Annotated in this window: 32 protein-coding genes and 1 pseudogene; 15 read left to right on the plus strand and 18 right to left on the minus strand. The window is 64.7% G+C overall.

Annotation, left to right across the window (positions count from 1 at the left end; translation table 11 throughout):
• Positions 1-54: 54 nt before the first annotated feature.
• Positions 55-516, minus strand: coding sequence for a group III truncated hemoglobin (locus tag ACVILL_RS39630; protein ID WP_456733981.1), 462 nt, complete (start codon positions 514-516; stop codon positions 55-57).
• Between the two features lie 83 nt (positions 517-599).
• Here ACVILL_RS39630 and ACVILL_RS39635 point away from each other — a divergent pair, with 83 nt between their 5' ends.
• The gene (locus tag ACVILL_RS39635; protein WP_353700972.1) at positions 600-1,034 is read left to right on the plus strand and encodes an RrF2 family transcriptional regulator; all 435 of its coding nucleotides are present in this window, start codon (positions 600-602) and stop codon (positions 1,032-1,034) included.
• Positions 1,035-1,064: 30 nt separating this feature from the next.
• On the opposite strand, the gene ACVILL_RS39640 is transcribed toward ACVILL_RS39635, so the two are convergent.
• Complete coding sequence (locus tag ACVILL_RS39640; RefSeq protein ID WP_456733982.1) at positions 1,065-1,877, minus strand: SET domain-containing protein; 813 nt, start codon at positions 1,875-1,877, stop codon at positions 1,065-1,067.
• A 194-nt stretch (positions 1,878-2,071) separates the two neighbouring features.
• On the opposite strand from ACVILL_RS39640, the gene ACVILL_RS39645 reads away from it, so the two are divergent.
• Both ACVILL_RS39645 and ACVILL_RS39650 read left to right on the plus strand, forming a co-directional pair.
• Positions 2,072-2,644 (plus strand): hypothetical protein, encoded by a 573-nt coding sequence (locus ACVILL_RS39645; RefSeq protein ID WP_456733983.1) that lies wholly within the window; start codon positions 2,072-2,074, stop codon positions 2,642-2,644.
• 116 nt (positions 2,645-2,760) lie between these two features.
• Positions 2,761-3,476 (plus strand): annotated as a pseudogene (locus ACVILL_RS39650) (IS5 family transposase).
• Positions 3,477-3,552: 76 nt separating this feature from the next.
• Here ACVILL_RS39650 and ACVILL_RS39655 read toward each other — a convergent pair.
• On the minus strand, positions 3,553-4,299 hold the full coding sequence (locus ACVILL_RS39655; RefSeq protein WP_456734469.1) for a TetR/AcrR family transcriptional regulator: 747 nt from the start codon (positions 4,297-4,299) through the stop codon (positions 3,553-3,555).
• A gap of 113 nt (positions 4,300-4,412) precedes the next feature.
• Here ACVILL_RS39655 and ACVILL_RS39660 point away from each other — a divergent pair, with 113 nt between their 5' ends.
• From ACVILL_RS39660 to ACVILL_RS39675, 4 genes are all read left to right on the plus strand, one after another.
• On the plus strand, positions 4,413-5,816 hold the full coding sequence (locus ACVILL_RS39660) for a carotenoid oxygenase family protein (RefSeq protein WP_456733984.1): 1,404 nt from the start codon (positions 4,413-4,415) through the stop codon (positions 5,814-5,816).
• Between the two features lie 399 nt (positions 5,817-6,215).
• Positions 6,216-6,776 carry a hypothetical protein gene (locus tag ACVILL_RS39665; protein ID WP_456733985.1) on the plus strand — a complete coding sequence of 187 codons (561 nt, stop codon included), beginning with the start codon at positions 6,216-6,218 and terminating at the stop codon, positions 6,774-6,776.
• A 57-nt stretch (positions 6,777-6,833) separates the two neighbouring features.
• Positions 6,834-7,388 (plus strand): inner membrane-spanning protein YciB, encoded by a 555-nt coding sequence (locus ACVILL_RS39670; RefSeq protein ID WP_456733986.1) that lies wholly within the window; start codon positions 6,834-6,836, stop codon positions 7,386-7,388.
• Positions 7,389-7,468: 80 nt separating this feature from the next.
• Complete coding sequence (locus tag ACVILL_RS39675; protein WP_092115378.1) at positions 7,469-7,765, plus strand: hypothetical protein; 297 nt, start codon at positions 7,469-7,471, stop codon at positions 7,763-7,765.
• Between the two features lie 36 nt (positions 7,766-7,801).
• On the opposite strand, the gene ACVILL_RS39680 is transcribed toward ACVILL_RS39675, so the two are convergent.
• From ACVILL_RS39680 to ACVILL_RS39690, 3 genes are all read right to left on the minus strand, one after another.
• Positions 7,802-8,383 (minus strand): hypothetical protein, encoded by a 582-nt coding sequence (locus tag ACVILL_RS39680; protein WP_456733987.1) that lies wholly within the window; start codon positions 8,381-8,383, stop codon positions 7,802-7,804.
• Positions 8,384-8,565: 182 nt separating this feature from the next.
• Entirely contained in the window at positions 8,566-9,240 is a 675-nt protein-coding gene (locus ACVILL_RS39685; protein WP_456733988.1) for a DUF429 domain-containing protein, read from the minus strand.
• Complete coding sequence (locus tag ACVILL_RS39690) at positions 9,237-10,892, minus strand: fumarate hydratase (protein WP_456733989.1); 1,656 nt, start codon at positions 10,890-10,892, stop codon at positions 9,237-9,239. Before ACVILL_RS39690 ends, ACVILL_RS39685 begins: the two co-directional genes overlap by 4 nt.
• A gap of 232 nt (positions 10,893-11,124) precedes the next feature.
• On the opposite strand from ACVILL_RS39690, the gene ACVILL_RS39695 reads away from it, so the two are divergent.
• Together ACVILL_RS39695 and ACVILL_RS39700 are read left to right on the plus strand one after the other, a co-directional pair.
• The gene (locus ACVILL_RS39695; RefSeq protein ID WP_456733990.1) at positions 11,125-11,442 is read left to right on the plus strand and encodes a Kazal-type serine protease inhibitor family protein; all 318 of its coding nucleotides are present in this window, start codon (positions 11,125-11,127) and stop codon (positions 11,440-11,442) included.
• Positions 11,443-11,554: 112 nt separating this feature from the next.
• Positions 11,555-12,010, plus strand: a complete 456-nt coding sequence (locus ACVILL_RS39700) for a hypothetical protein (RefSeq protein ID WP_456734470.1) — start codon at positions 11,555-11,557, stop codon at positions 12,008-12,010.
• 106 nt (positions 12,011-12,116) lie between these two features.
• Here ACVILL_RS39700 and ACVILL_RS39705 read toward each other — a convergent pair whose 3' ends face one another.
• Together ACVILL_RS39705 and ACVILL_RS39710 are read right to left on the minus strand one after the other, a co-directional pair.
• Positions 12,117-12,557 carry an SRPBCC family protein gene (locus tag ACVILL_RS39705; protein WP_456733991.1) on the minus strand — a complete coding sequence of 147 codons (441 nt, stop codon included), beginning with the start codon at positions 12,555-12,557 and terminating at the stop codon, positions 12,117-12,119.
• Positions 12,557-12,883, minus strand: coding sequence for an ArsR/SmtB family transcription factor (locus tag ACVILL_RS39710; RefSeq protein WP_456733992.1), 327 nt, complete (start codon positions 12,881-12,883; stop codon positions 12,557-12,559). The genes ACVILL_RS39705 and ACVILL_RS39710 overlap by 1 nt, the downstream gene beginning before the upstream one ends.
• A 155-nt stretch (positions 12,884-13,038) precedes the next feature.
• Here ACVILL_RS39710 and ACVILL_RS39715 point away from each other — a divergent pair, with 155 nt between their 5' ends.
• The gene (locus ACVILL_RS39715) at positions 13,039-13,713 is read left to right on the plus strand and encodes a methyltransferase family protein (RefSeq protein WP_456733993.1); all 675 of its coding nucleotides are present in this window, start codon (positions 13,039-13,041) and stop codon (positions 13,711-13,713) included.
• A gap of 9 nt (positions 13,714-13,722) precedes the next feature.
• Positions 13,723-14,082 carry a GFA family protein gene (locus tag ACVILL_RS39720; RefSeq protein ID WP_456733994.1) on the plus strand — a complete coding sequence of 120 codons (360 nt, stop codon included), beginning with the start codon at positions 13,723-13,725 and terminating at the stop codon, positions 14,080-14,082.
• Between the two features lie 130 nt (positions 14,083-14,212).
• Here ACVILL_RS39720 and ACVILL_RS39725 read toward each other — a convergent pair whose 3' ends face one another.
• Complete coding sequence (locus ACVILL_RS39725) at positions 14,213-14,920, minus strand: glutathione S-transferase (protein ID WP_456733995.1); 708 nt, start codon at positions 14,918-14,920, stop codon at positions 14,213-14,215.
• Between the two features lie 153 nt (positions 14,921-15,073).
• Here ACVILL_RS39725 and ACVILL_RS39730 point away from each other — a divergent pair, with 153 nt between their 5' ends.
• Complete coding sequence (locus ACVILL_RS39730; protein ID WP_456734471.1) at positions 15,074-15,469, plus strand: DUF3606 domain-containing protein; 396 nt, start codon at positions 15,074-15,076, stop codon at positions 15,467-15,469.
• 178 nt (positions 15,470-15,647) lie between these two features.
• On the opposite strand, the gene ACVILL_RS39735 is transcribed toward ACVILL_RS39730, so the two are convergent.
• The 9 genes from ACVILL_RS39735 to flgB form a co-directional block, all read right to left on the minus strand.
• Entirely contained in the window at positions 15,648-16,322 is a 675-nt protein-coding gene (locus ACVILL_RS39735) for a lectin (RefSeq protein WP_456733996.1), read from the minus strand.
• A gap of 153 nt (positions 16,323-16,475) precedes the next feature.
• Positions 16,476-17,438, minus strand: coding sequence for a Tim44 domain-containing protein (locus tag ACVILL_RS39740; protein ID WP_456733997.1), 963 nt, complete (start codon positions 17,436-17,438; stop codon positions 16,476-16,478).
• Positions 17,439-17,680: 242 nt separating this feature from the next.
• Positions 17,681-20,245, minus strand: a complete 2,565-nt coding sequence (gene cckA / locus ACVILL_RS39745; RefSeq protein ID WP_456734472.1) for a cell cycle histidine kinase CckA — start codon at positions 20,243-20,245, stop codon at positions 17,681-17,683.
• Between the two features lie 141 nt (positions 20,246-20,386).
• Positions 20,387-21,460: a flagellar biosynthesis protein FlhB gene (gene flhB, locus ACVILL_RS39750; protein WP_456733998.1), complete on the minus strand. Its 1,074-nt coding sequence runs from the start codon at positions 21,458-21,460 to the stop codon at positions 20,387-20,389.
• 8 nt (positions 21,461-21,468) lie between these two features.
• The gene (fliR, locus tag ACVILL_RS39755; RefSeq protein WP_016844767.1) at positions 21,469-22,239 is read right to left on the minus strand and encodes a flagellar biosynthetic protein FliR; all 771 of its coding nucleotides are present in this window, start codon (positions 22,237-22,239) and stop codon (positions 21,469-21,471) included.
• Positions 22,240-22,257: 18 nt separating this feature from the next.
• Entirely contained in the window at positions 22,258-22,521 is a 264-nt protein-coding gene (gene fliQ / locus ACVILL_RS39760; protein WP_021077937.1) for a flagellar biosynthesis protein FliQ, read from the minus strand.
• A 130-nt stretch (positions 22,522-22,651) separates the two neighbouring features.
• Complete coding sequence (fliE, locus tag ACVILL_RS39765) at positions 22,652-22,963, minus strand: flagellar hook-basal body complex protein FliE (RefSeq protein WP_050421136.1); 312 nt, start codon at positions 22,961-22,963, stop codon at positions 22,652-22,654.
• Between the two features lie 26 nt (positions 22,964-22,989).
• Positions 22,990-23,415: a flagellar basal body rod protein FlgC gene (gene flgC / locus ACVILL_RS39770; protein WP_456733999.1), complete on the minus strand. Its 426-nt coding sequence runs from the start codon at positions 23,413-23,415 to the stop codon at positions 22,990-22,992.
• Positions 23,416-23,443: 28 nt separating this feature from the next.
• Complete coding sequence (gene flgB, locus ACVILL_RS39775; protein WP_456734000.1) at positions 23,444-23,854, minus strand: flagellar basal body rod protein FlgB; 411 nt, start codon at positions 23,852-23,854, stop codon at positions 23,444-23,446.
• A 359-nt stretch (positions 23,855-24,213) separates the two neighbouring features.
• Here flgB and ACVILL_RS39780 point away from each other — a divergent pair, with 359 nt between their 5' ends.
• The 3 genes from ACVILL_RS39780 (at position 24,214) to ACVILL_RS39790 (ending at position 26,877) form a co-directional block, all read left to right on the plus strand.
• Positions 24,214-25,158 (plus strand): flagellar biosynthetic protein FliO, encoded by a 945-nt coding sequence (locus tag ACVILL_RS39780; RefSeq protein ID WP_456734001.1) that lies wholly within the window; start codon positions 24,214-24,216, stop codon positions 25,156-25,158.
• On the plus strand, positions 25,155-25,907 hold the full coding sequence (gene fliP, locus ACVILL_RS39785) for a flagellar type III secretion system pore protein FliP (RefSeq protein ID WP_050631029.1): 753 nt from the start codon (positions 25,155-25,157) through the stop codon (positions 25,905-25,907). The genes ACVILL_RS39780 and fliP overlap by 4 nt, the downstream gene beginning before the upstream one ends.
• An 85-nt stretch (positions 25,908-25,992) precedes the next feature.
• The gene (locus ACVILL_RS39790) at positions 25,993-26,877 is read left to right on the plus strand and encodes a hypothetical protein (RefSeq protein WP_456734002.1); all 885 of its coding nucleotides are present in this window, start codon (positions 25,993-25,995) and stop codon (positions 26,875-26,877) included.
• The last annotated feature ends 1 nt before the right edge of the window (position 26,878 follow it).

Here is a 26,878-nt window from a genome sequence, read left to right on the forward strand (position 1 = left end):
AAGATGGATTGCTTCGTCGCTTCGCTCCTCGCAATGACGAGGACGAAGCGCCTGTTATCGTGCGGCTCGCGTTTCCGGTCGCCTGTAACGTTCCCCCACCGCGAGCATCACACCCTGCCCGCTGGCGACGCCCATCTCCAGGCTCGAGGCAATGCGCCGCGCGCGCTCGATGAAATGCTCCGCCGCGACCGGCGGGCACAGCTCATGCGCGGTCGCCTCGAACAGCTCGAGCCAGCGGTCGAAATGCGCGGCATCGATCGGCAACGGCATGTGCTTGACCATCGGCGTGCCGTGGTAGCGCCCGGTCATCAGCGCGACCGACGACCAGAACGCGCACATCTGGGCCAGATGCGGCTCCCAGTTGGTGATCCTGGCCTCGAACACCGGCCCGATCATCGGGTCCTTGCGGACCTTTGCGTAGAACCCATGCACCAGTTGCTCGATCATGGCCTCGGTGATGCCCGTCCGCGCGAAGATCCCGGCGGTGATCTGCTCGCGGCGCTCTGCTCCTGTCATCGCTCACATCCTAAATAGGTATTTCAAATACCTATTTAAACTGCTATAGCTGATCCGCCTAGTGCTGATTTCGAAGGGCTTCCATGCGCCTGACTTCGTTCACGGATTTTGCGCTGCGCGCCTTGATGCGGCTGGCCGGCGAGCCGGACCGGTCGTTCGCCACCAGCGAGATCGCGGCCGAGTTCGGCATTTCCCGCAATCACCTCGCCAAGGTGGTGCGCGACCTCGCCGAGGCCGGCTTCATCGCCACCCAGCGCGGCGCAGGCGGCGGCTTTTCGCTGGCGCGTCCGGCAGAGACGATCACGCTCGGCCAGGTGGTCCGCGCGCTGGAAGGCGGCAGCGCGCTGGTCGAATGTTTCAGGGATGATGGCGGAGACTGCGTGCTGCTGCCGCGCTGTCGGCTGAAGGCGAGGCTTGCGGCGGCCCGCGAGGCCTTCATGCGCGAGCTCGACGGAACCACGCTCGCCGAATGCGCCTATCTGCCGCGTCCCGCACGCCATCCGGCGCGCGCATCATGACGACGAGCGGCAGTGAACTAGTTTCGGAACTCAGGCTTGCAGCGGCCGCGCAGCGCCACGCTTTGCAGGAGCCGCCCGCTTGCCGGCCGCGGCCGTCAAGCTGTGGCCATTGAGGTGCTTGCCGTTCAGCGCCTTGCCGTTGAAAGCCTTGTCGCTAAAAGGCTTACCATTGAGAGCCTTGCCGTTAAGAGCCTTGCCGTTAAGAGCCTTGCCGTTAAGAGCCTTGCCGTTAAGAGCCTTGCCGTTAAGAGCCTTGCCGTTCGGGGTTGCGCCGTTGGCGAGCTTGCCGTTTGCTTTGGCGGCCTTCTTCGCGTTGGCCTTTCTCTGCTTGGCCCGCGCCTCGGCGAGCTTCTCGGCCTCGCGCCTAGCTTTCCGCTCGGCCTTTTCCTTCAGCTGCAGCCGCTCCGCCCTCGCCTCCGCGCGCTTCTTCTTGCGCTTCTTCTCGCAGGCGTCGCACTTGCAGCCGATCGGCTTCAGATAGGCTTTGAAATAGTCGGTTCCGTAGTCGTAGTTGATCTCGTCGCCGGGCTCGATGTTCTTGATCGCGCGGATGAACACCTTGCGCTTGCGTGGGCGAACGTCGGATTCCGCGTTCGGCCGGCAGGCGTGGTTGATGTAGCGGGCGATGTTCTCGCGGATCGAGCCGTCGATGGTCCAGCGGTTGGTCAGTTCGAACAGATATTTGTTCTCGATCGCGTCCTCGTCCTTCTTCTTCGAGTCGAGGATCGGGCCGAAATACCGGATGATCTTGTCACCCTTCTTGATCGGCTTGGTGGCGAAGAGGCCAAGGCCGGTACGGGAGCGGCCGACGCGATAAGGTTTGTTCGATGATATTGTGGGCATGATGATCGAGGCTACGGCACGCCGAGGCGCACGCGACAAAGTTGCGAAGCCGCCCTTCTAGGACGATTCCGCGCGCCTGTCAGGTGTTTCCCGCGTGTCTATTGAACCTTCCCCAGATTGCATATGTCAGACACAAAGTAACGTCCGGATCGCAGGTTTTCCCGATGAAATACCTTGCTTTTGCAACAGCAATTATGGCGCTCGCCGGCGCAAATCCTGGTCAGGCTGCCTCTGAGACGATCAGCAGCGCCTACACGTCGACTGCGCCGAAGGCTTGCCGCATGATCGGCAAGCCCAGTGAAGAGGACGGCAGTTCGACCCGTATTTGCCCGGGAAGAGCCGGTCTCGTGGTACTGATCAGCGAGGGCGATCTGCGCGAAGTGGTCTCGGTGGGCCGAAACCACGAGGCCGCGGCCAAGGAACCGGCGGCGCAAGCCTGGTTCGGCCCGTTCAGTTCGACCGGGGATACGGTCGAATGGCGCGCCGTCGGCAGCAAGCCGTTCGCGATCATTCAGCGCTGGCAGATCGCCGACAACAGCGAACACGACAAGCACGGCAGCCCGGTCTCGCGGGCGATGCTCGCCGTGACACGGCTGCCGCCGGGTGATGTCTGTCACGTTGCCTATGTCGACGTCGCGGCCAATCCCAACGCAAACGAGCTGGCGCGGCGGGCTGCCGACGATTTCGCCCGCGATTTCAAATGCGGCGCGGACATGGTGAAGACAATCGGCCAGAGCGGTCGGACCACGTCATTGACGAAGCGCTAGGCGGTGTGGACTCTAAGGATTCCCTTTTGAGGGCAAATCAGATTCAAGGCTTGTTTTGGGAGGCGGCCTTGGGTGTGATGGATCGTTTGGTGTTGAGCGACGCGGCTTGGGAGCGCATGGCGCCGCTCATCATCGGCCGGCCTGACCAGAAGGGTTCGACCGGACGCGACAACCGGATGTTCGTGGAAGGGGTGCTCTGGATCGTTCGCACCGGCTCTCCCTGGCGTGATCTTCCGGAGGCGTTTGGGGATTGGAACAGCGTGTTCCGGCGCTTCAGTCGATGGAGCACCAAGGGTGTCTGGTTGCGGATCTTCGAGGCGATGTCCGATGATCCGGACTTCGAATATCTGATCGTCGATTCCACCATCGTCCGGGCGCATCAGCACGCCGCCGGGGCGAAAAAAGGGGGTCTGAAGATCAGGCGATCGGCCGCTCGCGCGGCGGCTTGAGCACCAAGATACATATGGCCGTCCGAGGTTTGGGATGCCCCGTGCGGTTCACGCTCACCGCGGGCCAGAAGGGCGATGCACCGCAAGCCGCCACCTTGATTGAGGGATTGCCCGCCGAGGTGGTCATGGCCGATACGGCCTATGACGCCGATCACTTGCGCCAAGCCATCGCGGCCAAGGGCGCGCTCGCCGTCATCCCCAACAACCCGTCACGTGCACTCAAGCATCCGCTCGACAAGCATCTCTATGCCCAGCGGCATCTCGTCGAATGCTGCTTCAGCAAACTCAAGCAGTTCCGCCGCGTCGCAACGCGCTTCGAAAAGACAGCCCGAAATTACCGAGCCGTCGTCACTCTCGCTGCAATCGTCCTATGGACACGATAAGTGTCCACACCACCTAGGGCCTCTTGCCTGGATGCGTTTGCTTCACCCGAACCGGGATCCACCTCGCTCGAAAACGCTAGTCGAGGGGCAACATCGATGACGGCCGCGGCTGCCGGCTCGCGTTCAACCGAAGCATCGCGGTCAGCAGCATTTCCACAGATGTACCCTCGGGCGAGCGATCCAGTATCGTCTTGAGGCGTCCGTCGAGCAGCAGCATGGTGAAACCATGCACCAGCGACCAGGCGGACGCGATCGCAGCGGCCTGGTCCAACGTGAGCTGCTCCTTGGAAATCTGCTCATGCCGGCTGGCGCCGACGCCGCGGGTCAGCCCTGCGAACGAGGCTTCGGACGCCTCGTGCAGCGACGGCCGCGAATGATCGAGCCGCTCGCTGCGGAACATCAGGCCATACATGCCGGGATGCGCCTGTGCATAGGCGACATAGGCCTTGGCGCTCGCCACGCCCTTCTCCGGCGGCGTGGCCGCCGAGGCGTCCGCAGCCGCCATCGCCAAGCCGAACTGCCGGAAGCCGATCGCCGCGAGTTCACTGAGCAATCCGGTGAGGTCGCCGAAATGATGCGTGGGAGCGGCGTGCGACACGCCGGCCTCGCGCGCCACCGCACGCAATGTCAGCCCTGCCAGACCGTCACGCTCGAGCACGCGCTCGGCGGCCTTCAGCAGCGCCTCGTGCAAGTCGCCGTGATGATACGGCGTGTCATTGGCCCGGCGCCGCGGTGCCGGACGGTTTGCGACGGCACGCGCAGCCCGGCGGGCCTTGGCCGGCGCCGGGCGATTCGCCTTGTTTTCCTTGGATAATCTTGCCATGCAGCCCTTATATGTCGCAATTTTTACACTGTAAAGATTTTGCTTGACGATCAGGGGCGTCATCCCTACTGATATCTTGACGATGTAAAGATCATGATGGACGGAGACACGGAATGCTCGACCAGGTCACATCCAGCACGGCACGAACCAATCTGGCGCCGATCCCGTTCGAAGCCGATGCGCCATTCCTGAAGATCACGGGCGAATTGCCGCGCGAGCTGAACGGCACGCTCTACCGCAACGGTCCCAATCCGCAGTTCGAGGCGCCGGGCGCGCACTGGTTCGTCGGCGACGGCATGCTGCACGCTTTCCATCTCGAGAACGGCCGCGCCAGCTACCGCAACCGCTGGGTCCGCACGGCGAAATGGCAGGCCGAGCACGACGCCGGCCGCGCACTGTTCGGCGGCTTCGGCCGCAAGCTGCCGGACGCGCCGGAGGCGATCACCGCGGATGGCTGCGTCGCCAACACCAACATCATCTTCCATGGCGGCCGCCTGCTCGCGCTCGTCGAGAGCCATCTGCCGACCGAGATCGAGCCCGGCACGCTCAATCGGCTTGGCTATTGCGACTACAACGGCGCGATCTCCGGTCCCTTCTCCGCGCATCCCAAGATCGATCCGGTCACCGGCGAGATGGTGTTCTTCGGCTACAACGCCGCGGGTCCCTTGACGCCGGCGCTGTCGTACGGCGCGGTGAGTTCGTCCGGCGTGGTGACGCGGTTCGAGCGCTTCGAGGCGCCCTATGCCAGCATGGTGCACGACTTCATCGTCACCCAGAATCATGTGCTGTTTCCGATCCTGCCGATCACCGGCAGCATGCAGCGTGCGATGCGCGGACAGGCGCCCTATGCCTGGGAGCCGGAGAAAGGCGCCTATGTCGGCGTGATGAAGCGCCACGGCTCGTCGAAGGATATCGTCTGGTTCCGCGCCGAGACCTGCTACGTCTTCCATGTGATGAATGCGTGGGAAGAAGGCGACCGCATCATCGCCGACGTGATGCAGTTCGAGGAAGCGCCGCTGTTCAACCATCCCGACGGCTCGCCGACCGACCCGACCAAGAACCGCGCGCGCTATTGCCGCTGGACCTTCGACCTCGCCGGCAACACCGACCGCTTCACGCAAACCTATCTCGACGACCTCACCGGCGAATTCCCCCGCGTCGACGATCGCCGCGCCGGACTTGCGAGCAACCACGGCTGGTACGCCTGCGCGAACCCCAATCTGCCGATGTTCGGCGCGCTGTCGGGCATCGTGCATGTCGACGGCCGCGGCAAGCGGCTCGGCCACTATCTGTTGCCCGCCGGCGATACGATCTCCGAACCCGTGTTCGTCGAGCGCGGTCCTGAAGCCGCGGAAGGCGACGGCTGGCTGCTCGCGGTGGTCTGGCGCGCCCGCGAAAACCGCAGTGATCTCGCCGTGTTCAACGCGCAGGATGTCGAGGCGGGCCCGACCGCGCTGGTCCATCTCGGCCACCGCGTGCCGGATGGCTTCCACGGCAATTGGGTCGGCGCGGAATAACAGCCGATCGCGGTTCGCTTCATTCGGTCGAAGTCTCCCCACATCGTCATGCCCAGCCCCGCGGCCGCCTTCGCTAAAGCTTCGACGAGCCTGGGACGCAGCCCGGCGAAGCCGTAGCGTAGCCGGCTGCCGGGCATCTACGTCTTTGTCGCCGGTTGCACGAAAGACGTGGATGGCAGGGACATAGGCGAGCGGAAGCGACGCCGTCCTTCGGACGGCGATGCCCGGCGATGACGCGGCAAGAACGGAAGCAGCGCCAAATCTGGCACATCGATCTGAAAACGCTTACTTTTTCATCCACGCATCACGATTTTGACACTGTAAAGATTTCGCTTGACGCTTCTCCTGCTCGCCTCTAGGGTATCTTTACGATGTAAAGATAAGCCTTTGGGGCTCGCCATGACGATCTTCCTGATCCTCGCTCCCTACGGCGCCTTCGCCACGCTGATGCTGGTGACCTCGGCAACCGTGAGCCTGCTCTGTGCCGCACTGATCTGCCTTGCCGTCGTCGCCTTCGATATCGCGCGCGGCCGCAGCATCAAGATCCTCGGCGTCGGTTCGGTGATCGTCTTCACCGCAGTCGGCGCCTATCTCACCTTCGTCGATGCGACGCCGAGCAACATCGCGGTGAAGATCGCGGTCGATGCGGGCATCCTCGTGGTGTCGTTCGGCTCGATCCTGATCGGCCATCCCTTCACGCGGCAATACGCGCTTGAGCAGGTCGATGCCGAGATCGCGAAGCAGCCCGGCTTCCTCCATGCCAACTACCTGATCACCGGCGCCTGGACCGCCGCAACGCTGCTGATGTTGATCGGCAACATCACGGTGCTCTACGTACCGGCCCTGCCGCTGTGGACCGGCCTCTTGGTCGCCTTCGCCGCGCGCAACGCCGCGGTCTGCTTCACGCGCTGGTATCCGCAATATCGCATGGCCAGGGACGCTGCACTGCCGTCGCACTGAGCGCGGCCGTCACGACACCAGCACAATCACCACGTCAGAGGAAACGGAAACCACACGATGAAGAGCGTATTTGCCAGGCTCGCGAGCGACTTCCTCTCCACCATCGTGTTCCTGGTGGTCTATCTCGCCACCGACAACGTCCTGATCGCCACCGGCGTCGCGATCGCCGGCGCGATCGCGCAGGTGGTCTATGCCCGCGTGAAGCGACAGGCGCTCGGCTACATGACCTGGGCGAGCCTCGGGCTGGTGATCGTGCTGGGCGGCGCGACGCTTCTCACCAACGATCCGCGCTTCGTGCTGGCGAAGCCCGCGATCGGCCACATCGCGATCGGCGCGATCATGCTGAAGCGCGGCTGGATGCTGCGCTATCTGCCGCCGATCGTGACCGAGACCATTCCGGAATACGCCACCCTCGCCGGCTATGCGTGGGCCGGGCTGATGTTCATCCTCGCCGCCGGCACGATTGCGATCGCGGCGACGGGCGACATCAAGCTATGGGCGTTCTACGTGTCGGTGGTGCTGGTCGGCGCCAAGATCGCCGCGTTCGCGATCCAGTATGTCGCGTTCCGCTTCCTGATCGGCAATCGGCTGCGCGCCGCCGCCCGCGCCTGATCGCCGCGGCCGCGAACTAGGCGCGCGCGGCAAGATGGGCTATACCCGCGCACGCTCTAGATAACCGAGGGGATACATCAATGGCGGTGGACGGAAACTGGAATCTCACGATGACGACGCCGATGGGCGAGCGCAAGGCGACGCTGTCGCTGGCAAGCTCCGGCGGCACGCTCACTGGCACGCAGGGCGCCGAGGGCAACTCCACCGAAATTTTCGACGGCACCGTGAACGGCGACAGCGTCGCCTGGAAGGTCTCCATCACCAACCCGATGCCACTGACGCTCGAATTCAGCGGCACGGTCGCCGGCGACGGCATCTCCGGCGAGATGGGCATCGGCCCGATGGGCAGCTTCCCCTTCACCGGCACGCGGGCGTAACGCCGGCCGCACACGCCAGCCGGCATTGTCGCGTACTCAGCGACGCACGCCGGCCGGCTCGTTGCGATAGGTCCTCTGCACGACATCGCGTTCGAGCTCCGCGGCCGCCGCAGCGGCCTGGTCCGCCGAAGCACGGATGTTGCCGAGGTTCGCCACCGCGGCGGACGCCATCGCGGCATGGAGGCGCGACATCTCGAACTGGCGATGCTCGAGCGTCGACGAGACGCGCTCCTGCATCGCGGCAAGATACAAGTCCCGCGTCTTGGGATTATCGTCCAGGTTCTTGGCGTAGTTCTGGGTACGCCCCTGCGCGCCCTCCAGCTTCAGCTTGACGCGCGTGGAGTCCTTGTCCTCGGCGCTGAGCTGGGCGGTATAGCGGAATAATTCCTCGCCCTTCCTGCGCACGATCCAGACCACCTCGGAGTCGCCGTTGTTGCGCACCCCGACCTCGAGTGCCTGGCTCCCGAACACAAGAGGCGGCAGCTCGGCCTTCGCCAGCTGCTGCCGTGCCTGCGCGATCGGCACGCGATAGACCAAGCCGTCACCGGGCGACAGGGTGAAGTACAAATAGACCACCACGCAGGCCACGAGAAATACACCGAATGAAAAAGGCTTCATCGTCAATCTCCCTCACGATGCGGGCGCAGGGTCGATGACAAACCTTAAGGGTCCTTGGCGGAATTCGGTTGCTTTCTTCGCGCACCACAACCACGCGCGTGGCAGAACGTCGCAGTTGCCGCGCGGTGGTTAATGCAAACGATACAGGCTGAGACGGCCGTGCGTGACGCCGTCACACTCCGTCAAAACCAGATCTGCATCGGCAGACCGTACGCATCCGGCGGCAACGCGCTTTCCGGAATGCTGCCAAAAGGTTCGTGCGCGGCGATCGCCACCGCACACGCATCCAGCACATCGTCGCGCTTCGCGCCGGTGCCGATCCGCGTCACGGTGAGCCACCGATCGATCTCGCGGAAGCCGGCGCGCTTGAGCAACTTGCAACGGAGCGCATCGCCCTCCTCCGACTTCTTGCGCGGCAAAGGCGCGCCGCCGTTCAGCCGCAGGAACACCAATTCGGGATGTACCTCGCGGATGTCGCGCGCGGCGTTGGCGCGGACGAACGCATCGACTTCCACGATCTTCGGGCCGATGTGCCACAGCTGGCGGGAGATGCGGGTCTGACCGCGGCGGCGAGCCTCCTCGTTCGCCTTGTCGGGGTCTTGAAACTCCTGCCACAGCCAGCGCCGCGCGCCGATGAAGACGCGCGAGGTGTGCGGGCGCAGCCGTGCGCGGGCGAGACGATCGCAGGCACGCTCGCCGTCGTCGGTCATGCCGATCGGGATGTCGATCCCGGCACGATCGAACGGACCCGAAAGCGCGTCCGCGATATCACTGTGAAAGGAAATCGTGCGCTGGTCGCCGTCGATGCTGACGGCGACCCAGCCCCTGGAAAACCCATCGAGGCCGATCGCCCTCAACCCAGATTCAATTCCTTGAAGAAGTCGTTGCCCTTGTCATCGATGATGATGAAGGCCGGGAAGTCGACCACCTCGATGCGCCAGATCGCTTCCATGCCGAGCTCGGGATACTCGACCACCTCGACCTTCTTGATGCAGTGCTCGGCGAGGTTCGCCGCCGCACCGCCGATCGAGCCGAGATAGAAGCCGCCGTGCTTCTTGCAGGCCTCGCGCACCGCGACCGCGCGGTTGCCCTTGGCGACCATCACCATCGATCCGCCGGCGGCCTGGAACTGGTCGACGAAGGAGTCCATGCGTCCCGCCGTGGTCGGACCGAACGCACCGGAGGCATAGCCGTCGGGCGTCTTGGCGGGACCCGCATAATAGACCGGGTGGTTCTTGAAATAGTCCGGCAGCGGCTCGCCCTTCTCCAGCCGCTCGCGCAGCTTGGCGTGGGCGGAGTCGCGCGCCACGATCATGGTGCCGGTCATCGAGACGCGGGTCTTGATCGGGTATTGCGACATCGTCGCCAGGATGTCCTTCATCGGCTTGTCGAGGTCGATCTTGACGACCTCGCCGCCGAGCGAATGTTCGACCGCGGGCAGGTACTGCGCCGGGTTGTGCTCGAGCTCCTCGAGATAGACGCCGTCTCGTGTAATTTTGCCGAGCACCTGGCGATCCGCCGAGCAGGACACGCCGAGCCCGATCGGCAGCGAGGCGCCGTGGCGCGGCATGCGGATCACGCGCACGTCGTGGCAGAAATACTTGCCGCCGAACTGCGCGCCCACCCCCAAGCTTTGCGTCATCTTGAGGATTTCCTGCTCCATCTCGAGATCGCGGAACGCGTTGCCGTCAGCCGAGCCGTGGGTCGGCAGCGCGTCGAGATAGCGCGCCGAAGCGAGCTTCACGGTCTTCATGCAGAGCTCGGCCGAGGTGCCCCCGATCACGATCGCAAGGTGATACGGCGGACACGCCGCGGTGCCGAGCGTCAGCACCTTCTCCTTCAGGAACGCGAGCAGCCGATCCTTGGTCAGCACCGAGGGCGTCGCCTGGAACAGAAAACTCTTGTTGGCGCTTCCGCCACCCTTGGCCATGAACATGAACTTGTAGGCATCGTCACCCTCGGCGTAGATCTCGCACTGCGCCGGCATGTTGTTGGCGGTGTTCTTCTCCTCATACATCGACAGCGGCGCGACCTGCGAGTAGCGCAGATTGCGGCGCAGATAGGCATCGCGCGCGCCTTCGGAGAGCGCGGCCTCGTCGTCACCGTCGGTGATGACGTTGCAGCCCTTCTTGCCCATGATGATCGCGGTGCCGGTGTCCTGGCACATCGGCAGCACGCCGCCGGCCGCGATGTTGGCGTTCTTCAGGAAGTCGAACGCGACGAACTTGTCGTTGTCGCTGGCTTCCCTGTCCTCGAGGATCGAGCGCAGCTGCTTCAGATGGCCCGGCCGCAGATAGTGATTGATGTCGCCGAAGGCGGCTTCCGAGAGCGCCCGCAGCGCCTCCCGCGACACCACCAGCATGTCCTTGCCCAGCACCTTCTCGACCCGGACGCCCTCGCTCGTCACCTTCTTGTAGGGCGTGGTGTCGGCACCAAGCGGGAACAAGGGCGTGTGCTTGTAGGGCGGCACGGGCTTCTGCTGGTCGGGAAAGGCTGAGGGGGCGTTCATGAGCTGCTCGTCGGTTTCGATAGGCCGGTGCCGGCCGCAGGGCCGCCGGCAATGTAGAGCTGTTCTAAGCCTTTTTCGGCCAAAGGAAAGGGAAGCCGGCTGCCTTCCAGCCATGCGCCGGACCGGCAATCCGCGTGCTAGGTTTCATCCCTCCGTAATCTCGGGTTGCCACAACGCTGGACCACTCGCGAAGCGGCCCGGGAAGCCGTCAGGAAACCATCAGGAGCCCTTCATGAAGACAGCGCTTTTCATCCCCTTTGCAGCGCTGGCCTTGTTGATCGCGCTCCCGACCGGCGCCGATGCCGCCCGCCTCGGCAGGCCGTGCGGCGGCATCGCCGCCCTGCAATGCAGCCGCGTCGGCCAGTTCTGCCAGTTCAGACCAGGGCAATGCGGCCGTGCCGACCAGACCGGCACCTGCGCGTTCCGCCCGACGATCTGCAACAAGATATTCAAGCCGGTGTGCGGTTGCGACGGCAAGACCTACGGCAATGATTGCGAGCGCCGCGCCGCAGGCGCCTCCAAGGCGCAGGATGGAAAGTGCTCATCGTGACGGACCGGCGATATTGACGCGCTCCGCCGGAGCCTGCATGTAGGCTTCGCGTATTGTCATACCGCGGGGGTATTTCGTGACAGCACCGTTGCGCCGACGCTTGCCATTCGGCATTCGCTCCACTTTGCCCGCCGCACTGATCGCGCTGGCGGCCTCCTTCGCCGCTTCGCCGGCGCAAGCCGATCCCTGCGTGGACATCGCAAAGCAGCTCGCCGGCCAGATCGACGGGCTGAAGGTCAATTTCAGCGCCGCCAATATCACATACCTCACACACCCGGCTGCGAAGGAATTGTCGCTCGGCTGCCGCGGCAAGGACTATTCGATCGAGCTCTATGCCAAGACCGATCGCAAGATGAAGCCGGAGTTCTTCAACCTGGTCGGCTCCGCCACGGCATTGATCTTCACCGTGCCGAAGGACGACGCCGTGACCGGCACATCGCGTTGCCTGAAGCGCATGGGCATCCTCCGCGGCAACACCATCACGATGCGCTATCGCCGCCTCAATCTGGAGTGCACGCGCAACAGGACCGACGCCTCGATCACTGTTCGTCGCGGCAACAACGAGTGAGCCGTTAGAGCGTTTTCGAGCGAAGTGGATACCGGTTCGCGTGAAGAAAACGCGTCAGAACCAGCATCCAGAGCCCCGTTCCGATTCGATCGGAACGGAAAGTGCTCTAGGCTTCCGCGGTGACCCGCCCGATCGCATCGACGATCTTGCCCCAGCCCGGGCTCATCATGTCGAACGCGAAGCGGTTGCCGGGGAAGACGAAGCCGTCATGCACCATGCGGACGAGCGTGCCGCCCTCGACCGGCGTCAGCGTCCAGGTGACGACGGAGTCGAGCTTCGAGCCGTAGTCCGGATTGGTGTCGGCGCCGCCCTTCCAGGAATAGCGCAGCAGGCGCGGCGGCTCGCAATCCAGCACCTCGCAATGCACGACGCCGTCCCAGTCGCCCATCGGCCTGGTGCGGAAATTGAAGCGGTGGCCGACGCTCGGCTGAAAGTCATTCGGCATCAGCCATTTCATCAGCAATTCGCTCGTGGTCAAGGTCCGCCAGATCCGCTCGGCGGCATAAGGCAGCACCTTCTCGACCGTGATCGCATGCGTCTCACCCATCACTCACTCTCCTTCAACAATTTCTCCAGATTGGCGAAGCGCTCGGCCCAGAACGTCTCGTAATGGCCGAGCCAGTCGATCAGCGGGCCGAGCCCCTTCGGCGCGACGCGATAATGGATATGCCGGCCCTCGCGCCGTTCGGCGACGAGGCCTGCATCACGCAGCGCGCGCAGATGCTGCGACACCGCCGGCTGCGACACCTTCGAGCCTTGCACCAGCCCGGTCGCGGCGACCTCCCCCTCGCGGATGATCCGCTCGAACACCGCGCGCCGCGTCGGGTCCGCGAGGGTCTTGAGCACATTGGTCAGCTGCGTGGCGGCGGTCATGTCGATATATAAGCAATTGCTTATACAATTGTCAACGTAGAGCCAATGCGGTCGCGACGCGGGAACGCCTCGCCTGCTCCGAAAGTTGATGGCTGCGGTCGCATGCTTGCCGGGAAAAGAGTGCGATAATCACTGCCGGAATCACGGAGCCGCCCATGATCGCAAAGCTCCTTCTGCAGAACACCTTCTTCGTCATCGCCATGGCTGCGCTGCTGTTTGCCTTCGCCGGCACGCTGCACTGGCCCGGCGCGTGGACCTATCTGATCGCCTCGGCGCTGATCGGCCCGGCCTGCGGATTGTGGCTCGCCAAGGTCGATCCCGGATTGCTGGCCGAGCGCATGCGGCTCACGGCGCGCGAGGGCCAGCCCGCCGAGGACAAGCGGTTCATGCTGGTGTTCCTTGTCATCGCGGTGCTGTGGTTCGTCGCGATGGGGCTCGATCGCCGCTTCGGCGGCGGCGACGCGGGCGTGCCGCTGATCGTGCTCGGCCTCGTGCTGTATCTGGTCTCGACCGTGCTGATCCTGTGGGTGTTCCGCACCAATTCGTTCGCAGCACCCGTCGTGAAGGTACAGACCGAGCGCGACCATCACGTGATCTCGACCGGACCATACGCGCTGGTCCGCCATCCGATGTATTCGAGCGTGATGCTATTCTTCATCGCCGTGCCGTTGATGCTCGGCTCCTGGTGGGGCCTTGCCTTCGTGCCGGTGTTCTTTGCAATGTTCGCGTTCCGCACGGGAATCGAGGAGCGCGCGCTGGTGGCGGGCCTGTCAGGCTATGCCGATTACACGGCACGGGTGCGCTATCGCCTCGTACCCGGACTGTGGTGAGGGACCATCATGGCAGAGACCAAGACCTATACCGGCGGCTGCCATTGCGGCCAGGTCCGCTTCGAATGCACCACCGACATGGCTGTTGTCACGGCCTGCAACTGCTCGATCTGCACCAAGCAGGGCCTGCACCTGGTGTTCATGCCGCCGTCGAGCTTCCAGCTTCGCGCCGGCTCCGAGAACCTGAAGGAATACCTGTTCAACCGTCATGCGATCCGCCACCAGCTCTGCGTCGACTGCGGCGTCGACGTGTTCGCGCGCGGCAAGAAGCCCGATGGTACGGACATCGTGGCACTGAACGTCAGCTGCATCGACGGCATCGATCTGTCGAAGATCGCGATGACGCCGGTGGATGGACGGAGCCGATAGCCTTTCCGCGCCGTCATTCCGGGGTGGTCCGCAAGACCGAACCCGGAATCTCGAGAGTGCGGCGCGAGATTCCCCGATGCGTAATTGCGCATCTGAGGTTCACGCTTCGCGTGCCCCGGAATGACAGCAGCTAAAGATCCAGCGCCTTGTAGCGCCGGAAGATGCCCTCCTCGTTGAACGGGATCCGCCGTTCGCTCGCCAGATACGCCTTGATGTTCGGCCGCTCGGCGACACGGTCGCGCAGCGCGATCAGGCGCGGCACGTTGTTCTCGAAAGCCGCCATGCGCTTCGGAAACGCATAGCGCAGGCCTTCCACGATCTGGAACAGCGACAAATCGACATAGGTCAGGCGGCGTCCGGTGACGAACGCGCCGCCGTTCGCCGCGACAAGGTCTTCGAAATAGTCGAGATATTTCGGAACCCGCGACACCCAGAACTCCTCCGTGCGCTTCTTCGCCGGCGTCTTCTGGTCCTCGTAATATAGCGACGGGCCGAGCGGATGATGGGTGTCGTGGATCTCCAGCACGAAGTCGGTGATCGTCAGTTGCAGCTGGTGCACCCACAGCTTTCCGCCTTCAGCCTTCGGCGCCAGGCCGTGACGCGCGCCGAGATAGAGCAGGATGTTGGCGGTCTGCCCGATCACGAGGCTGCCGGCCTTGAGGAACGGCGGCGCAAACGGCGGCGTGCCCTTGTGCCCGTCCATCATCTTCGTCATCGCGCCCATGCCGCCCTTGCCGCGCGCGACATCGGTATAACCGGCGCCGGCATCCTCGAGCGCGAGACGGACATATTCACCGCGGCCCTGGATCATCGGCCAGTAGTAAAGCTGATAGTGCATGCACTTACCTCCGAAAACTTCGCAGCGTCGTTGCGCTTCACCGCGATCGTAGCCGCGCTACGGTCAGATCGTCCATCGCGCACGCGCCGCCTGTGCGAACCCCGCGGACACTGCTAAGGTTCCGACGTCGAATCTTCGATGAAGGATCATCTTATGGCGGACAGCAAGAAGAAGCGGGGTGCGCAAGATCGCGCTCTGATTGCGTTGAGCGAGTCCTACGAAGTTGCGTACTGGTCCAAGAAGTTCAAGGTCACGCCGGCGAAGCTCAAGGCCGCCGTCAAGAAGGTCGGGCATTCCGCCAAGAAGGTGGAAGCCCATTTCAAGGAGCAGCGCCACAAGGCCGCCGACCGCGCACGGATCGCGATCAGCCAGCCCTACGAGGTCCGCTACTGGTCGAAGAAGTTCAAGGTGACTCCTGCCCGGCTCAAGACTGCCGTCGCAGCCGTCGGACACTCCTCGAAGAAGGTCGAAGCCTATTTCGCGGCCAAGAAGAAAACCGCGAAGAAAAAGAAGACTGCCAAGAAGGCCGCCAAACGCAAGAAGAGCTGAGCAGTCACCCAGGCGCAGGCTCACGCACCCGGTCGCTCCTGGTAACGGCGAGCCGGGTACTCCGCACTGTCCCCGTCATTGCGAGGAGCGAAGCGACGAAGCAATCCATCGCTCCGCGCAAGCGGTTGGATGGATTGCTTCGCTGCGCTCGCAATGACGAAGGGCAGCTGCCATCCTCTCAGTTCGCCGCGAAGCAGTACAGCAAGCCGTCGCCGCCGGTGCTCTTCAGATCGGCCTGCGAGCAGCCGCCATCCGGGCCGCGCGAGGGATGCGACGTGTTCCAGGATTTTGACGGCTCGTCGTCACGCAGGCCCTTGCGGTCGAAATGCCCGACCATGGCGGCGCCCTGCGTGCTGCTCGTCCAGTTCTTGCACGCGCGGTCCTCGCCAGCCGCAAACGCAGTGCCGTCCGCCTGCGATCCCGTCAGCACGTCGTGGCGGTTCGGCGTGTCGCCGGCACCGTTGATGACCTCGCCCTTCTCGGACAGGGCGGTCTGCTTGGTGAGATTGTTGCCGGCGCTATGCAGATCGGCGACGTCCTTGGCGACCACGACGCCCTTCACGTTCTGCCACGGTCCCTTGCCGATGCGATCGCGCGCATTCACCGCCGGCTTGCCGTCGGCCGCCTGGGTCGAAAGATAGGCGCGCCAGGTCTTCGGGGCTCCGAATCCCGCGGCCTGCGCCAGGGTCTGGCAATGATTGTCGGCGCCGGCGAGGCCGCCGAGATTGCCGCCATTGCCGATGCCGTTGCTGGTCACGAAGAAGCTGGTGTCGGCGGTCTGCGCCGCTGCCGGCGCGGTCACCGCGATGAACGCAAGACAGGTGGGAACCGCGACAAGTACAGTGATCTTCATCTCAATCCTCCCGATTGGTTGTTATTGGTCCGCTGACATCAACCCGCGGCCCGCGCGGATATTCCGGCGCCACGACAGGCGAACGAAGCACACAAGACAAAGGCGCCGCGGACGATGCCGCGGCGCCTTGCGTTTGTCATATCGGGCAAGCGTTCAGTTGGTCTGCTGGATCGCCGAGAGCTCCCAGTTGCCGCCGCGCTGGCGCACGAAGGTCCAGACCTCGGTGACCTCTTCCGGCTGCCCGTTGCCGTTGACCGTGCGACCGCTGCCGCGATCGAGCACGGTGTCGATCAGCGAGTAGCGCATCGCGACCGTCGCGTATTCGCTGTCGCCTTCGCGCCAGGCTTCCGCCAGATCGCCCTGCAACAGCTTCACATTGGTCACCTTGTTGGTGACGTTGCGCGCCTTGTTCTCCTCGAGATCCCTAGAGAAGTACGACACCATTTCCGGCGTCGCCAGCGTGTGCAGCTTCGCGATGTCCTCGTTCGACCACGCGGTCTGGATGTCGCCGAGCAACCGCTCGAACGTCTCGTAGTCGCCGGGCGCGATCTCGACCGGTGCATTCGATCCGCCGCCGAGGCCGAAGCCGAAGCCCGAGCGGGCGTTCGCCTGCGGGCCGGGGCCGACATCGGGGCCACCGGCGTAAGCGGCGGCAGGCGAATTGCGGCGCTGCCACCACGACATCGCGAGCCGGACCACGAGCACGATCAGGCCGATCTGCAGCAGCAAGCCGAGCATCGACGACAGGCCGCCGAGACCCGAGAACAAGCCGCCCCCGAACAGCATGCCGAATAGGCCGGCGCCAAGGAAGCCCGCGGCCAGACCGCCGAGCAGGCCACGTCCCATTCCGCCGCGGCCGAACATGCCGCCTGAATTCGCGGCGGCCGGCGACCCCATATTCGGGCTGCCAGGCTGGCTGAAGGTACGGTTCATCGGCGCGACCGAGCCGGGCGCCGTGTTGGTCGACGGCGGCGCGGAGAATGTCCGCGAGCCGCGCGAGCCGCCGCCACCGACGCGGGCGTCGGCCGCCGAAACGGTCATCATCACGGGCAGCACCAGCGCCATCGCGACGGCGATCGCCCGAACAATTCCACGCGTGCGTTGCGAGAAATTCATGTTGGTTTCCTCAAGGATTCCCCGGCATGGGGAAACGCCCCTAAGATGGGCAGGGCCTGATAAAAGTGAAGCGGGAAACGGGAACCGCGGCTGCGGCCCTCGGTCGCGGCGATGTGACACTATGGTCCTTGTGGATGCGACACTGCGTCCTACCGCGAGATGCGGGTCGCTTTCAACCGGAACACAGCGTCCGCCCGGAACCCGCTTTGGCGAGGCGAATCCGCGGGGAAACCGTCGCGCCGCTAGTTCGCCGCCATGGTTTCCTTCACCGCGGCGACCAACTGCGTCAGCGTGAACGGCTTCGGCAGGAAGGCGAACTGCTGGTTCTCCGGCAGGCTCTTCTCGAACGCGTCCTCGGCATAGCCGGAGACGAAGATGATCTTCAAGCCGGCATTGCGGCTGCGCATTTCCTTCAGCAGCGTCGGCCCGTCCATCTCCGGCATCACGACGTCGGAGACGACGAGATCGACGGCGCCGTTCTTCTCCTCGAACGCCTCCAGCGCCTCGACGCCGTTGGCCGCCTCGATCACGCTGTAGCCGCGCGAGCGCAGGCCGCGCGCATTCAGCGAGCGCAGGCCGTCCTCGTCCTCGACCAGCAGGATGGTGCCCTGCCCCGTGAGATCCGGCTTCGGCTTGGCGGCTTCGGCGGCGGTTTCCTTTGCCCCGCCGTTGCCGGCCTGCGCTTCCGGCGCGATCTCCTGCTCCTGGCGATGCCGCGGCAGGTAGATCCGGAACGTGGTGCCGCCGCCCGGCACGGAATCGACATAGACGAAGCCGCCGGTCTGCTTGACGATGCCGTACACCGTGGACAGGCCGAGGCCGGTGCCCTTGCCGACTTCCTTGGTCGAGAAGAACGGCTCGAAGATCTTGTCGATGATTTCGTGCGGAATGCCGGTGCCGGTGTCCGAAATCTCGATCTTCACATAGTCCGCCGCCGGCATGCCCTTGTTGGCGAGCTGGGCGGCTTCCTCGGTCGGCACGTTGGCGGTGCGGATGATCAGCTTGCCGCCGTCGGGCATCGCGTCGCGCGCGTTGACCGCGAGATTGACCACCACTTGCTCGAATTGCGAGACGTCGACCTTCACCGGCCACAGATCGCGGCCGTGCACGAGGTCGAGCTTGACCTTCTCGCCGATCAAGCGGCGCAGCAGCATAGTGAGGTCGCTCAAGGCATCGCCGAGATCGAGCACCTGCGGCCGCAGCGTCTGGCGGCGCGAGAATGCCAGCAGCTGCCGCACCAGCGTCGCGGCGCGGGTGGCGTTCTGCTTGATCTGCATGATGTCCTGGAACGACGGGTCGGTCGGCTTGTGCGCGTTCAGCAGGAAGTCGTTCGCCATCATGATGGCCGACAGCACGTTGTTGAAGTCGTGGGCGATGCCGCCGGCGAGCTGGCCGACCATCTCCATCTTCTGCGACTGGTTGATCTGGTTTTCCAGCGCGCGCCGCTCGGTGGTCTCGAGCATGTAGACGATCGCGGTCTCGGCGTCGCGCTCGTCCTTCTCCACCGTCGTGACGAAGAACTGGGCAAAGCGCTCCTTGGCCCCGTCGAGCATCACCTCGACCGGCGCGATATCGCCCTGCCCTTCGGCAGCCTGGTTGATCGCGGTGATCAGGAGGCCGCGGTCGCGCGGATTGACCGCGCGGAAGATCGACTTGGCGGCGCCGCCGTCGCCGTTCAGCCCCTGCGCCAGCTTGGCATAGCGCGCATTGGCGCCGACCACGTTGCCGCCGCGGTCGACGGTCGCGATCGCCATCGGCGTATGGTCGAAGAAGCGCATGAAGCGCACCTCGGCGGCGCGCTCCGGGTCGGAACGCTCGTCGCGGGCGCGGCTGATCACCAGCGTGCGCGAGGCGCCCGCCGCGCCGTCGGCGCCGAAGGCGAGCTTGTGATAGAGCCGCACCGGCACGGTCTTGCCGCCGCGCATGCGCAGGTCGATGTCGAACACCTCGGTCTTGACCTCGCCGGGCACCGCCGCGATCGAGGTCAACAGCGCCGCGCCGTCGCCCGAGACGATGTCGGTCAGATTCAGGCCGCCCGAGCCGATCTCGGCCAGATCGTAGTCCAGCCAGTTCGCCAGTGTGGCGTTGACATAGGCGATCTCGCCGGCCGGATTGACCGAGAAGAAGCCGCATGGCGCGTGATCGAGATATTCGATCGCGTGCCGCAGCTCCTGGAACACGTCTTCCTGGCGCTCGCGGTCACGGGTGATGTCGGCGATCGACCACACCGCATATCGCGCATCGCGCTTGCCCTCGCCGAGCGGGCGGACCCGCAGGCGCAGCCAGCGGCCCTGTCCGGCCTCGTGGCCGGCGACGCGGACCTCCTCCTGCTGCCGCTTGCCCTCACGCGCCGCCTTCAGGAGGCGGAACACCGCCTCGGAGACGTCCGGGTTGCCGATGAAGACACGCTCGACGGGACGCACGTCCTGCGGCCCGGCCGCGCGGGTCAGCGAGAGATAGGCGGCGTTGGAATAGACCACGTGGCCGCGGGAGTCGGTGACGACGAGCCCCTCCTGGGCCTGATCGGCGATCCGCGCCATCACCGGGTCGTCGGTGGTGCGGTCGGAGAAGCGGATGATCCCGGCCGCAAGCGCGAACAGATTGAACAGGCCGACGGTGGCGAGTAGCGCCAGCACGCCGAGGATATAGGGCTGCGCCTGGGTACGGCCGATGGTCATCAACCAGACCGCCACTGCCACAATGCCGGCGGCGATCAGAAGCACCAGCAGGATGCTGCCGCTGCGCCGCGCTGGCCCGTGGGCCACGAACGGCTCAGTCGCGGGAGGATCGTTGCTATCGGCGGTCATCTGGAGAGACATGGCTCGTCTGCATCACGAAGGCGCCCGGCCGGCCGCCTCGCCCCTGAGTGCCTGAATCGGACCCGAAAACGCAAGTCCATCAGGCAGCAAATTCGCAAGTTACGCGCATTTCAAGCGGTTTTCCGCCCCTTACTGACGCAAGCCGGACAGGCCCCGCCTCAGCCGCATCACGTAACCGATGATTTCGGCAACCGCATGATAGTGCTCGACCGGGATTTCCTGGTCGATCTCGACGGTCGCATAGAGCGCCCGGGCCAGCGGCACGTTCTCCACGATCGGAATGTCGTGCTCCTTGGCGATCTCCCGGATCTTGAAAGCGAGGACGTCGACGCCCTTGGCAACGCAGACCGGGGCCGACATGCTGCGGTCGTAGGCCAGCGCCACCGAATAGTGGGTCGGGTTGGTGATGATCACCGAGGCCTTCGGAACCTGGGCCATCATGCGCTTCTTGGCGCGCTGGACCCGCAACTGCTTGATCCTGCCCTTGACGTGCGGGTCGCCTTCCGACTGCTTGAACTCCTCCTTCATCTCCTGCAGCGACATCTTGTGACGCTCGTACCAGGTCCGGTACTGGAAGAAGTAGTCGGCGATCGCAACGGCGGCGAGGATGGCGACCACCGCCGCCATCAGGTGCACCGTCATGCTGGTGACGGCGGGCAAGAGTTCGGACGGGTCGACCCGCAGGAACGATTCCATCCGCATCCGGTCGGGCCACAGCACCATGACCATCACGACGCCGAGCGCGATCAGCTTGAACAGGCCTTTCAGGAAGTTCGCCACCGCCTGCTTGCCGAACAGTCGCTTGAAGCCGGCCGCCGGCGAGATCTTGGAGAATTTCGGCTTGAGCTGCTCGCCCGACCACACCAGCTGATGCTGGATCATGTTGCCGGCGATCGCGGCCAGCGCCAGCATCAGAAACGGCACGCCGATCGCGGCGACCACGGCGTAGCCGAGCGTCTGGGTCAGTTGCAGCAGGCCGGCGCCGTCGGTGCGGATCATCCATGAATTGGCGATCAGATTGCGCAACGGCATCAAGATGCCGCCGCCGATCGAGCCGGAGAAGGTCGACAGCACCAGCGTGGCACCGGCGATGATGAACCAGGTATTGACCTCCTGGCTCTTGACGACGTCGCCTTTCTCAAGGGCTTCGTCGAGACGTTTCTGCGTAGGGTCTTCTGTTTTGTCTTCGGTATCATCGGCCATCTCTCCTCCTAATTCATTGGAGCGAGTTGGCGCATGACGCCGAGGAAGTAGTCGAGATAGGTGTTCATCATCGCCGCGAGCACGACGCCGAAGATCAGGAAGCCGACCATGATCGAGAGCGGCACGCCGACGAAGTAGACCTGCATCTGCGGCATCAGCCGCGCCAGCACGCCGAGCCCGATGTTGAACACCAGGCCGAACACCAGGAACGGCGCCGACAGCTGCAGGCCGATCTTGAAAGCGGCGGAGAAGGCCGAGGTCGCGAGCGCGGCGACGTCACCGGTCGGCATGATCTCGCCCGGCGAGAAGATGCGATAGCTCTCGCTCAGCGCCGCGATGACCAGATAGTGGCTGTCGGTGGCAAACAGCAGCGTCAGGCCGAGGATGGTGAGGAAGTTGCCGATGATCTGGCCCTGCTGGCCCTGGGTCGGATCGACCGCGGTGACGAAGCCGAGGCCGAGCTGCTGGGCGATCACGGAGCCGGCAACGTTGAGCGCCGACAGCGTCACCCGCGCGGTCGCGCCCAGCACGATGCCGATGATGAGTTCATGCACCATCAGGACGCCGAGCGAGGAGATCGACGTCAGGTCGACATGATAAGCGTTGCGATGCAGGGGCAGGATGATCAGCGTCAGCAGCAGCGCGATCGACAGCTTGACCCGCGCCGGGATGTTGCTCTCGCCGAAACCGGGCAGCAGCATCACCATCGCGCCCACGCGCGCGAAGACCAGCACGAAGATTGCGGCCAGCGCCGGCAGCAGGGAGACATCGATGCGCATGACCGCGGCATTAGTGCATCAACCGCCGATGATTCGCGACGAAATCCGCATCATGTGGCTACTGAGCGAGTCGGCCATGAACGGCAGTGCCAGCAGCAATGTGACAAAGATCGCGAGGATCTTCGGCACGAACACCAGTGTCTGTTCCTGGATCTGGGTCAACGCCTGGAACAGCGACACCACGACGCCGACCACAAGGCCTACCACCATCAGGGGCGACGACACGATCACGATGGTCCAGATCGCATCGCGCGCCACGTCGAGAGTTTCAGGGCCGGTCATTGTTGTTCTCGCTTGCTAGTTGTTCAGTCATTCCGGGGCGCGAAGCGAACCCGGAATCTCGAGATTCCCCGGTGCGCAATTGCGCACCTGTGGTCTGGTCCTTCGGACCATCCCGGAATGACGCCATTGGTCAAATCGGCATCTTCATGATGTCTTCATAGGCTTGGATCACGCGGTCGCGGACCGAGACCAGGGTCGACACCGCGACGTCGGTGTCGGCGACCGCCGTCACCACGTCCATCACGTTCGCCTTGCCGGAAGCCATCGCCATGGTCTGCGCGTCGGACTTCTTGCCGGCTTCCAGCACGCTGCCGACGGAATCCTTCAGCAGCGCGCTGAAGGACGGGCCAGCGACGGCCTGCCCGGCCTTCTCGGCGCCGCCGCGCTCCATCATCTTCGCGAGGCTGGCGTACGCGTTGGCGGCGACGGTTGGTGTAGCCATGATTTACGTTCCCTGTTCTTGCTGCGTCAGGACTTGAGGATGTCGAGCGTGCGCTGGATCATCCGCCGCGTCGCGCTGATGATGTTGAGGTTCGCCTCGTAGGAGCGCTGGGCGTCGCGCATGTCGGTCATTTCGACCATCGCATTGACGTTCGGATATTTGACGTTGCCGGAGGCGTCCGCCGCCGGATTGCCCGGCTCGTGCTTGACGCGGAATGACGACTGGTCGGGGCGGATCCGGCCGAGCGTCACCACCTGGGCGTCGAGCGTGCGATCGAGCGTCGAGGAGAAGGTCGGCACCTTGCGGCGATAGGGATCGCCGCCCGCAGTCTGCGCCGTTGAATCGGCGTTGGCGATATTTTCCGAGATCACCCGCATCCGCCCCGCCTGCGCGCGCAGGCCTGAGGTCGCGATGCTCATCGAGCGGGCGAAATCGCCTGTTCCATCTGCCATGGGATCCTCCTGCCGCCGTTATGGTGGCCTAGCCCTTGCCGATCGCGGTTTTCAGCAGATGCAGGCTCTTGCTGTAGAGCGAGGTGACGGCCGCGTAGTCCATCTGGTTGGCCGACACTTTCATCATCTGCTCCTCGAGATTGACCGCGTTGCCGGCCGGACGGGTCTGGAACCCGCTCTTGCCTCGATCATTGTCAAAGGTGTCGGGCGCGCCGGAGGCCGTCATATGGGTGGCGCTGGTCTGCATCATCGGCAGCGTCCCCATCCCGCCGCCGACCGTGACGCCGGCCCGGTCGAACTTCGGCTCGACCAGGTCATGCGGCCGGAAGTTCGGCGTGTCGGAATTGGAAATGTTCTCGGCGAGCACCCGCTGGCGCTCCTGATGCCATTGCATCTTGGTGCGCAACGCCGACAGGATCGGGAGATCGTTCATGGCCATCGCCGCGGCTCCGTTAACCTCTGGGATCTTCCGAGGTAGGCAGAATTTGCCCGGTGTATGGTTAACGGGTGGTTAAAATGCCGGACTGATCCGTGGAGAACGCCGCAAGTGCGGCCTGCGAGCGCATTTTCGCCACGAATGCTGCGTTAACCAGCACAAACCAAGACAGCGTGGGGCGCTGAGAAGTCGTTTTGGGACAAGCGATTCTTGGTTTATTAATAGAATTGTCGGCTGCAAGCCGCTGTGAATTAAGAAATAAGGCGAATCTCTGGCGCGATTCGCTGCGTAAACCGCACCTATCAATCCGCGCTCGTTGATGGCGGAAGCTGAGGAAGGCCAAGATGGCCGGGGACTCCAATATGCAGGTCATTACATTCGTCTTGGCATTCGTTGTCGTGCTGGCGCTGATCGGCGTGACCGCATGGCTCGTTCGCCGCTTCGCCGGAAACCGCCTGGGCGCCAATGCCAACCGCGGACGCATGCCGCGCCTGGCGGTGATCGACGCGGCTGCCGTCGACGGCCGCCGCCGCCTGGTCCTGGTCCGCCGCGACAATATCGAGCATCTCCTGATGATCGGCGGCCCGACCGACATCGTCGTCGAGCCGAACATCGTCCGCGCGATGCCGGGGCGCGATCAGATGTCGAGCCGTCCCGCGGTCGCCCCCGAGGCCGCGCTGCCGCGCGCCGCGCCGCTCCCGGATACGGCCTGGAACGAGAGCGAAGCCGCCCGCGGCGAGAATTTCGATCTTCCCGAGCCGGAGCTGCCGCCGCGTCCGGCGCGTCCCTCCTTCGCCGACGAGCTTCGCCGTCCCCCGCCGCCGATTGCGGAGCGCCGCAGCGATCCGCTCGCGGGCTTCACGCCCGAGCGCGGCGAGCCGCGGCCCGATCCGGTGCCGCCGCGCCTGCCGCCGCGCTCCGAACCCGTCGTCCCGCGCCCGCCGCGTGGTGCCGAGCCGCCGAAGGCGCCGCCGCCGCTGCGCGCGCCCGAGCGCGCCGTGACACCGCCGCCGCCACCGGCTCCCCCTGCTCCGCAGCCGGTCGCAACGCAGGCGGCTCCGGCCGCGCCGCAGCCGCCATCGAACGCCGATGCCAATCTCGCCGAGATGGCGCAGCGGCTCGAAGCGGCACTGCGCCGCCCGACCGGCGCCGGCGAGACCGTCGCGCCACCGGTTGCGCCCGAGGCGCCGCCGGCCCGCGCACCGCGCAGCGAACCGCCCACCCCGCCGGCACAGCCGAAGAGCGGATTCGAGAACCTCGAGGACGAGATGGCATCGCTGCTCGGCCGACCGAAGAATCCTTCGTGAGGTTCGGGGCAGTCCCGCGTAGAGTTTTTTTCATCGCTGTCCTGATCGCCGCCGGATCCTTTGCCGATCCGGCGATGGCGCAGGATATCAGCATCAATCTCGGCGGCGGCAATGGCGGCGTGACCGAGCGCGCGATCCAGCTGATCGCGCTGCTCACGGTGCTGTCGATCGCGCCCTCGATCCTGGTCATGATGACGTCGTTCACGCGCATCGTCGTCGTGCTCTCGCTGTTGCGCACCGCGCTCGGCACCGCGACCGCGCCGCCGAACTCGGTGATGATCGCGCTCGCGATGTTCCTCACCGCCTTCGTGATGGGGCCGGTGCTGCAGAAATCCTATGACGACGGCATCAAGCCGCTGGTCGCCAACCAGATCGGCGTCGAGGAGGCGCTGCAGCGCGCCTCGGTGCCGCTGCGCGGCTTCATGCAGAAGAACGTCCGGGAGAAGGACCTGAAACTGTTCATGGACCTCTCCGGCGAGCCGCCGCCGGCGACGCCGGAGGAGATGTCGCTGCGCATCCTGGTGCCGGCCTTCATGATCTCCGAATTGAAGCGCGCCTTCGAGATCGGCTTCCTCCTGTTCCTGCCGTTCCTGATCATCGACCTCGTGGTCGCCTCGGTCCTGATGTCGATGGGCATGATGATGCTGCCGCCGGTGGTGGTCTCGCTGCCGTTCAAGCTGATCTTCTTCGTCTTGGTCGACGGCTGGGCACTGGTCGCCGGCAGCCTGGTGCAGAGTTACGGGGGGTAGCCCCGCGAAACAATCATGGCCGCATCGCTGGATCGGCCGTGCCGTTGCACTATCATGCGCGGCACCGCATCCAGGGAGCCGTGCCGTGCAGCAGTTCGACCGCGCCGCAGAAGATCTCGGCAACGCCATCCATCTCGAGCACGTCAACGTGCAGGTCCCCGACCAGCGCCTCGCCACGCTGTTCTATGTCGCGGGCATCGGGTTGACCCGCGATCCCTATCTGATGGTCTCCGACAGCAACATGTGGGTGAACGCCGGCCGCAGCCAGTTTCATCTGCCGAGTGGCAGGCCGCAGGTGCTGCGCGGCCACACCGGCATCGTGATCGCCGGCCGGCAGGCCCTGCTCGCGCGGCTTGCCGCGGTCGCGCCAAAGCTCGAAGGCACCGCGTTCAGTTATCGCGAGCACAACGATCATGTCGAGGCCACCTGCCCCTGGGGCAACCGCCTGCGCTGCTACGAGCCGGATACGAACCGGTTCGGGCGCATCGCGCTCGGCATGCCCTATGTCGAGTTCGAGGTGCCGTCAGGTACAGCGGAGGCGATCAGCCGGTTCTATCCCGAGATCATGGGTATCCCCGCCAGCGTGGTGAACGGCGACGGTGTCGTCGCGCGCGCAAAGGTCGGCAAGGATCAGTATCTGCAATTCCGCGAGACCGATTCTGCGCAGGGTGAGTTCGACGGCCATCACGTCCAGATCTACATCACGGATTTCTCAGGCCCCTACAGGCGACTGCGCGAGCGCAACCTGGTCTCGCGCGAGGACAATCAGTACCAGTACCGCTTCTGCGACATCGTCGATCCCGCCGACGGGCGGCATCTGTTCACCGTCGAGCACGAGGTGCGCAGCGCCACCCATCCGATGTATCTGCGGCCGCTGATCAACCGCAATCCTGACCAGACCAACCGCACCTTCGCCAACGGCTACGATCAGGCGCCCTGGGCGATGGGGCCGGACCAGTATGCCGGCTGAG

The organism is Bradyrhizobium sp. USDA 3364 (assembly GCF_054056355.1).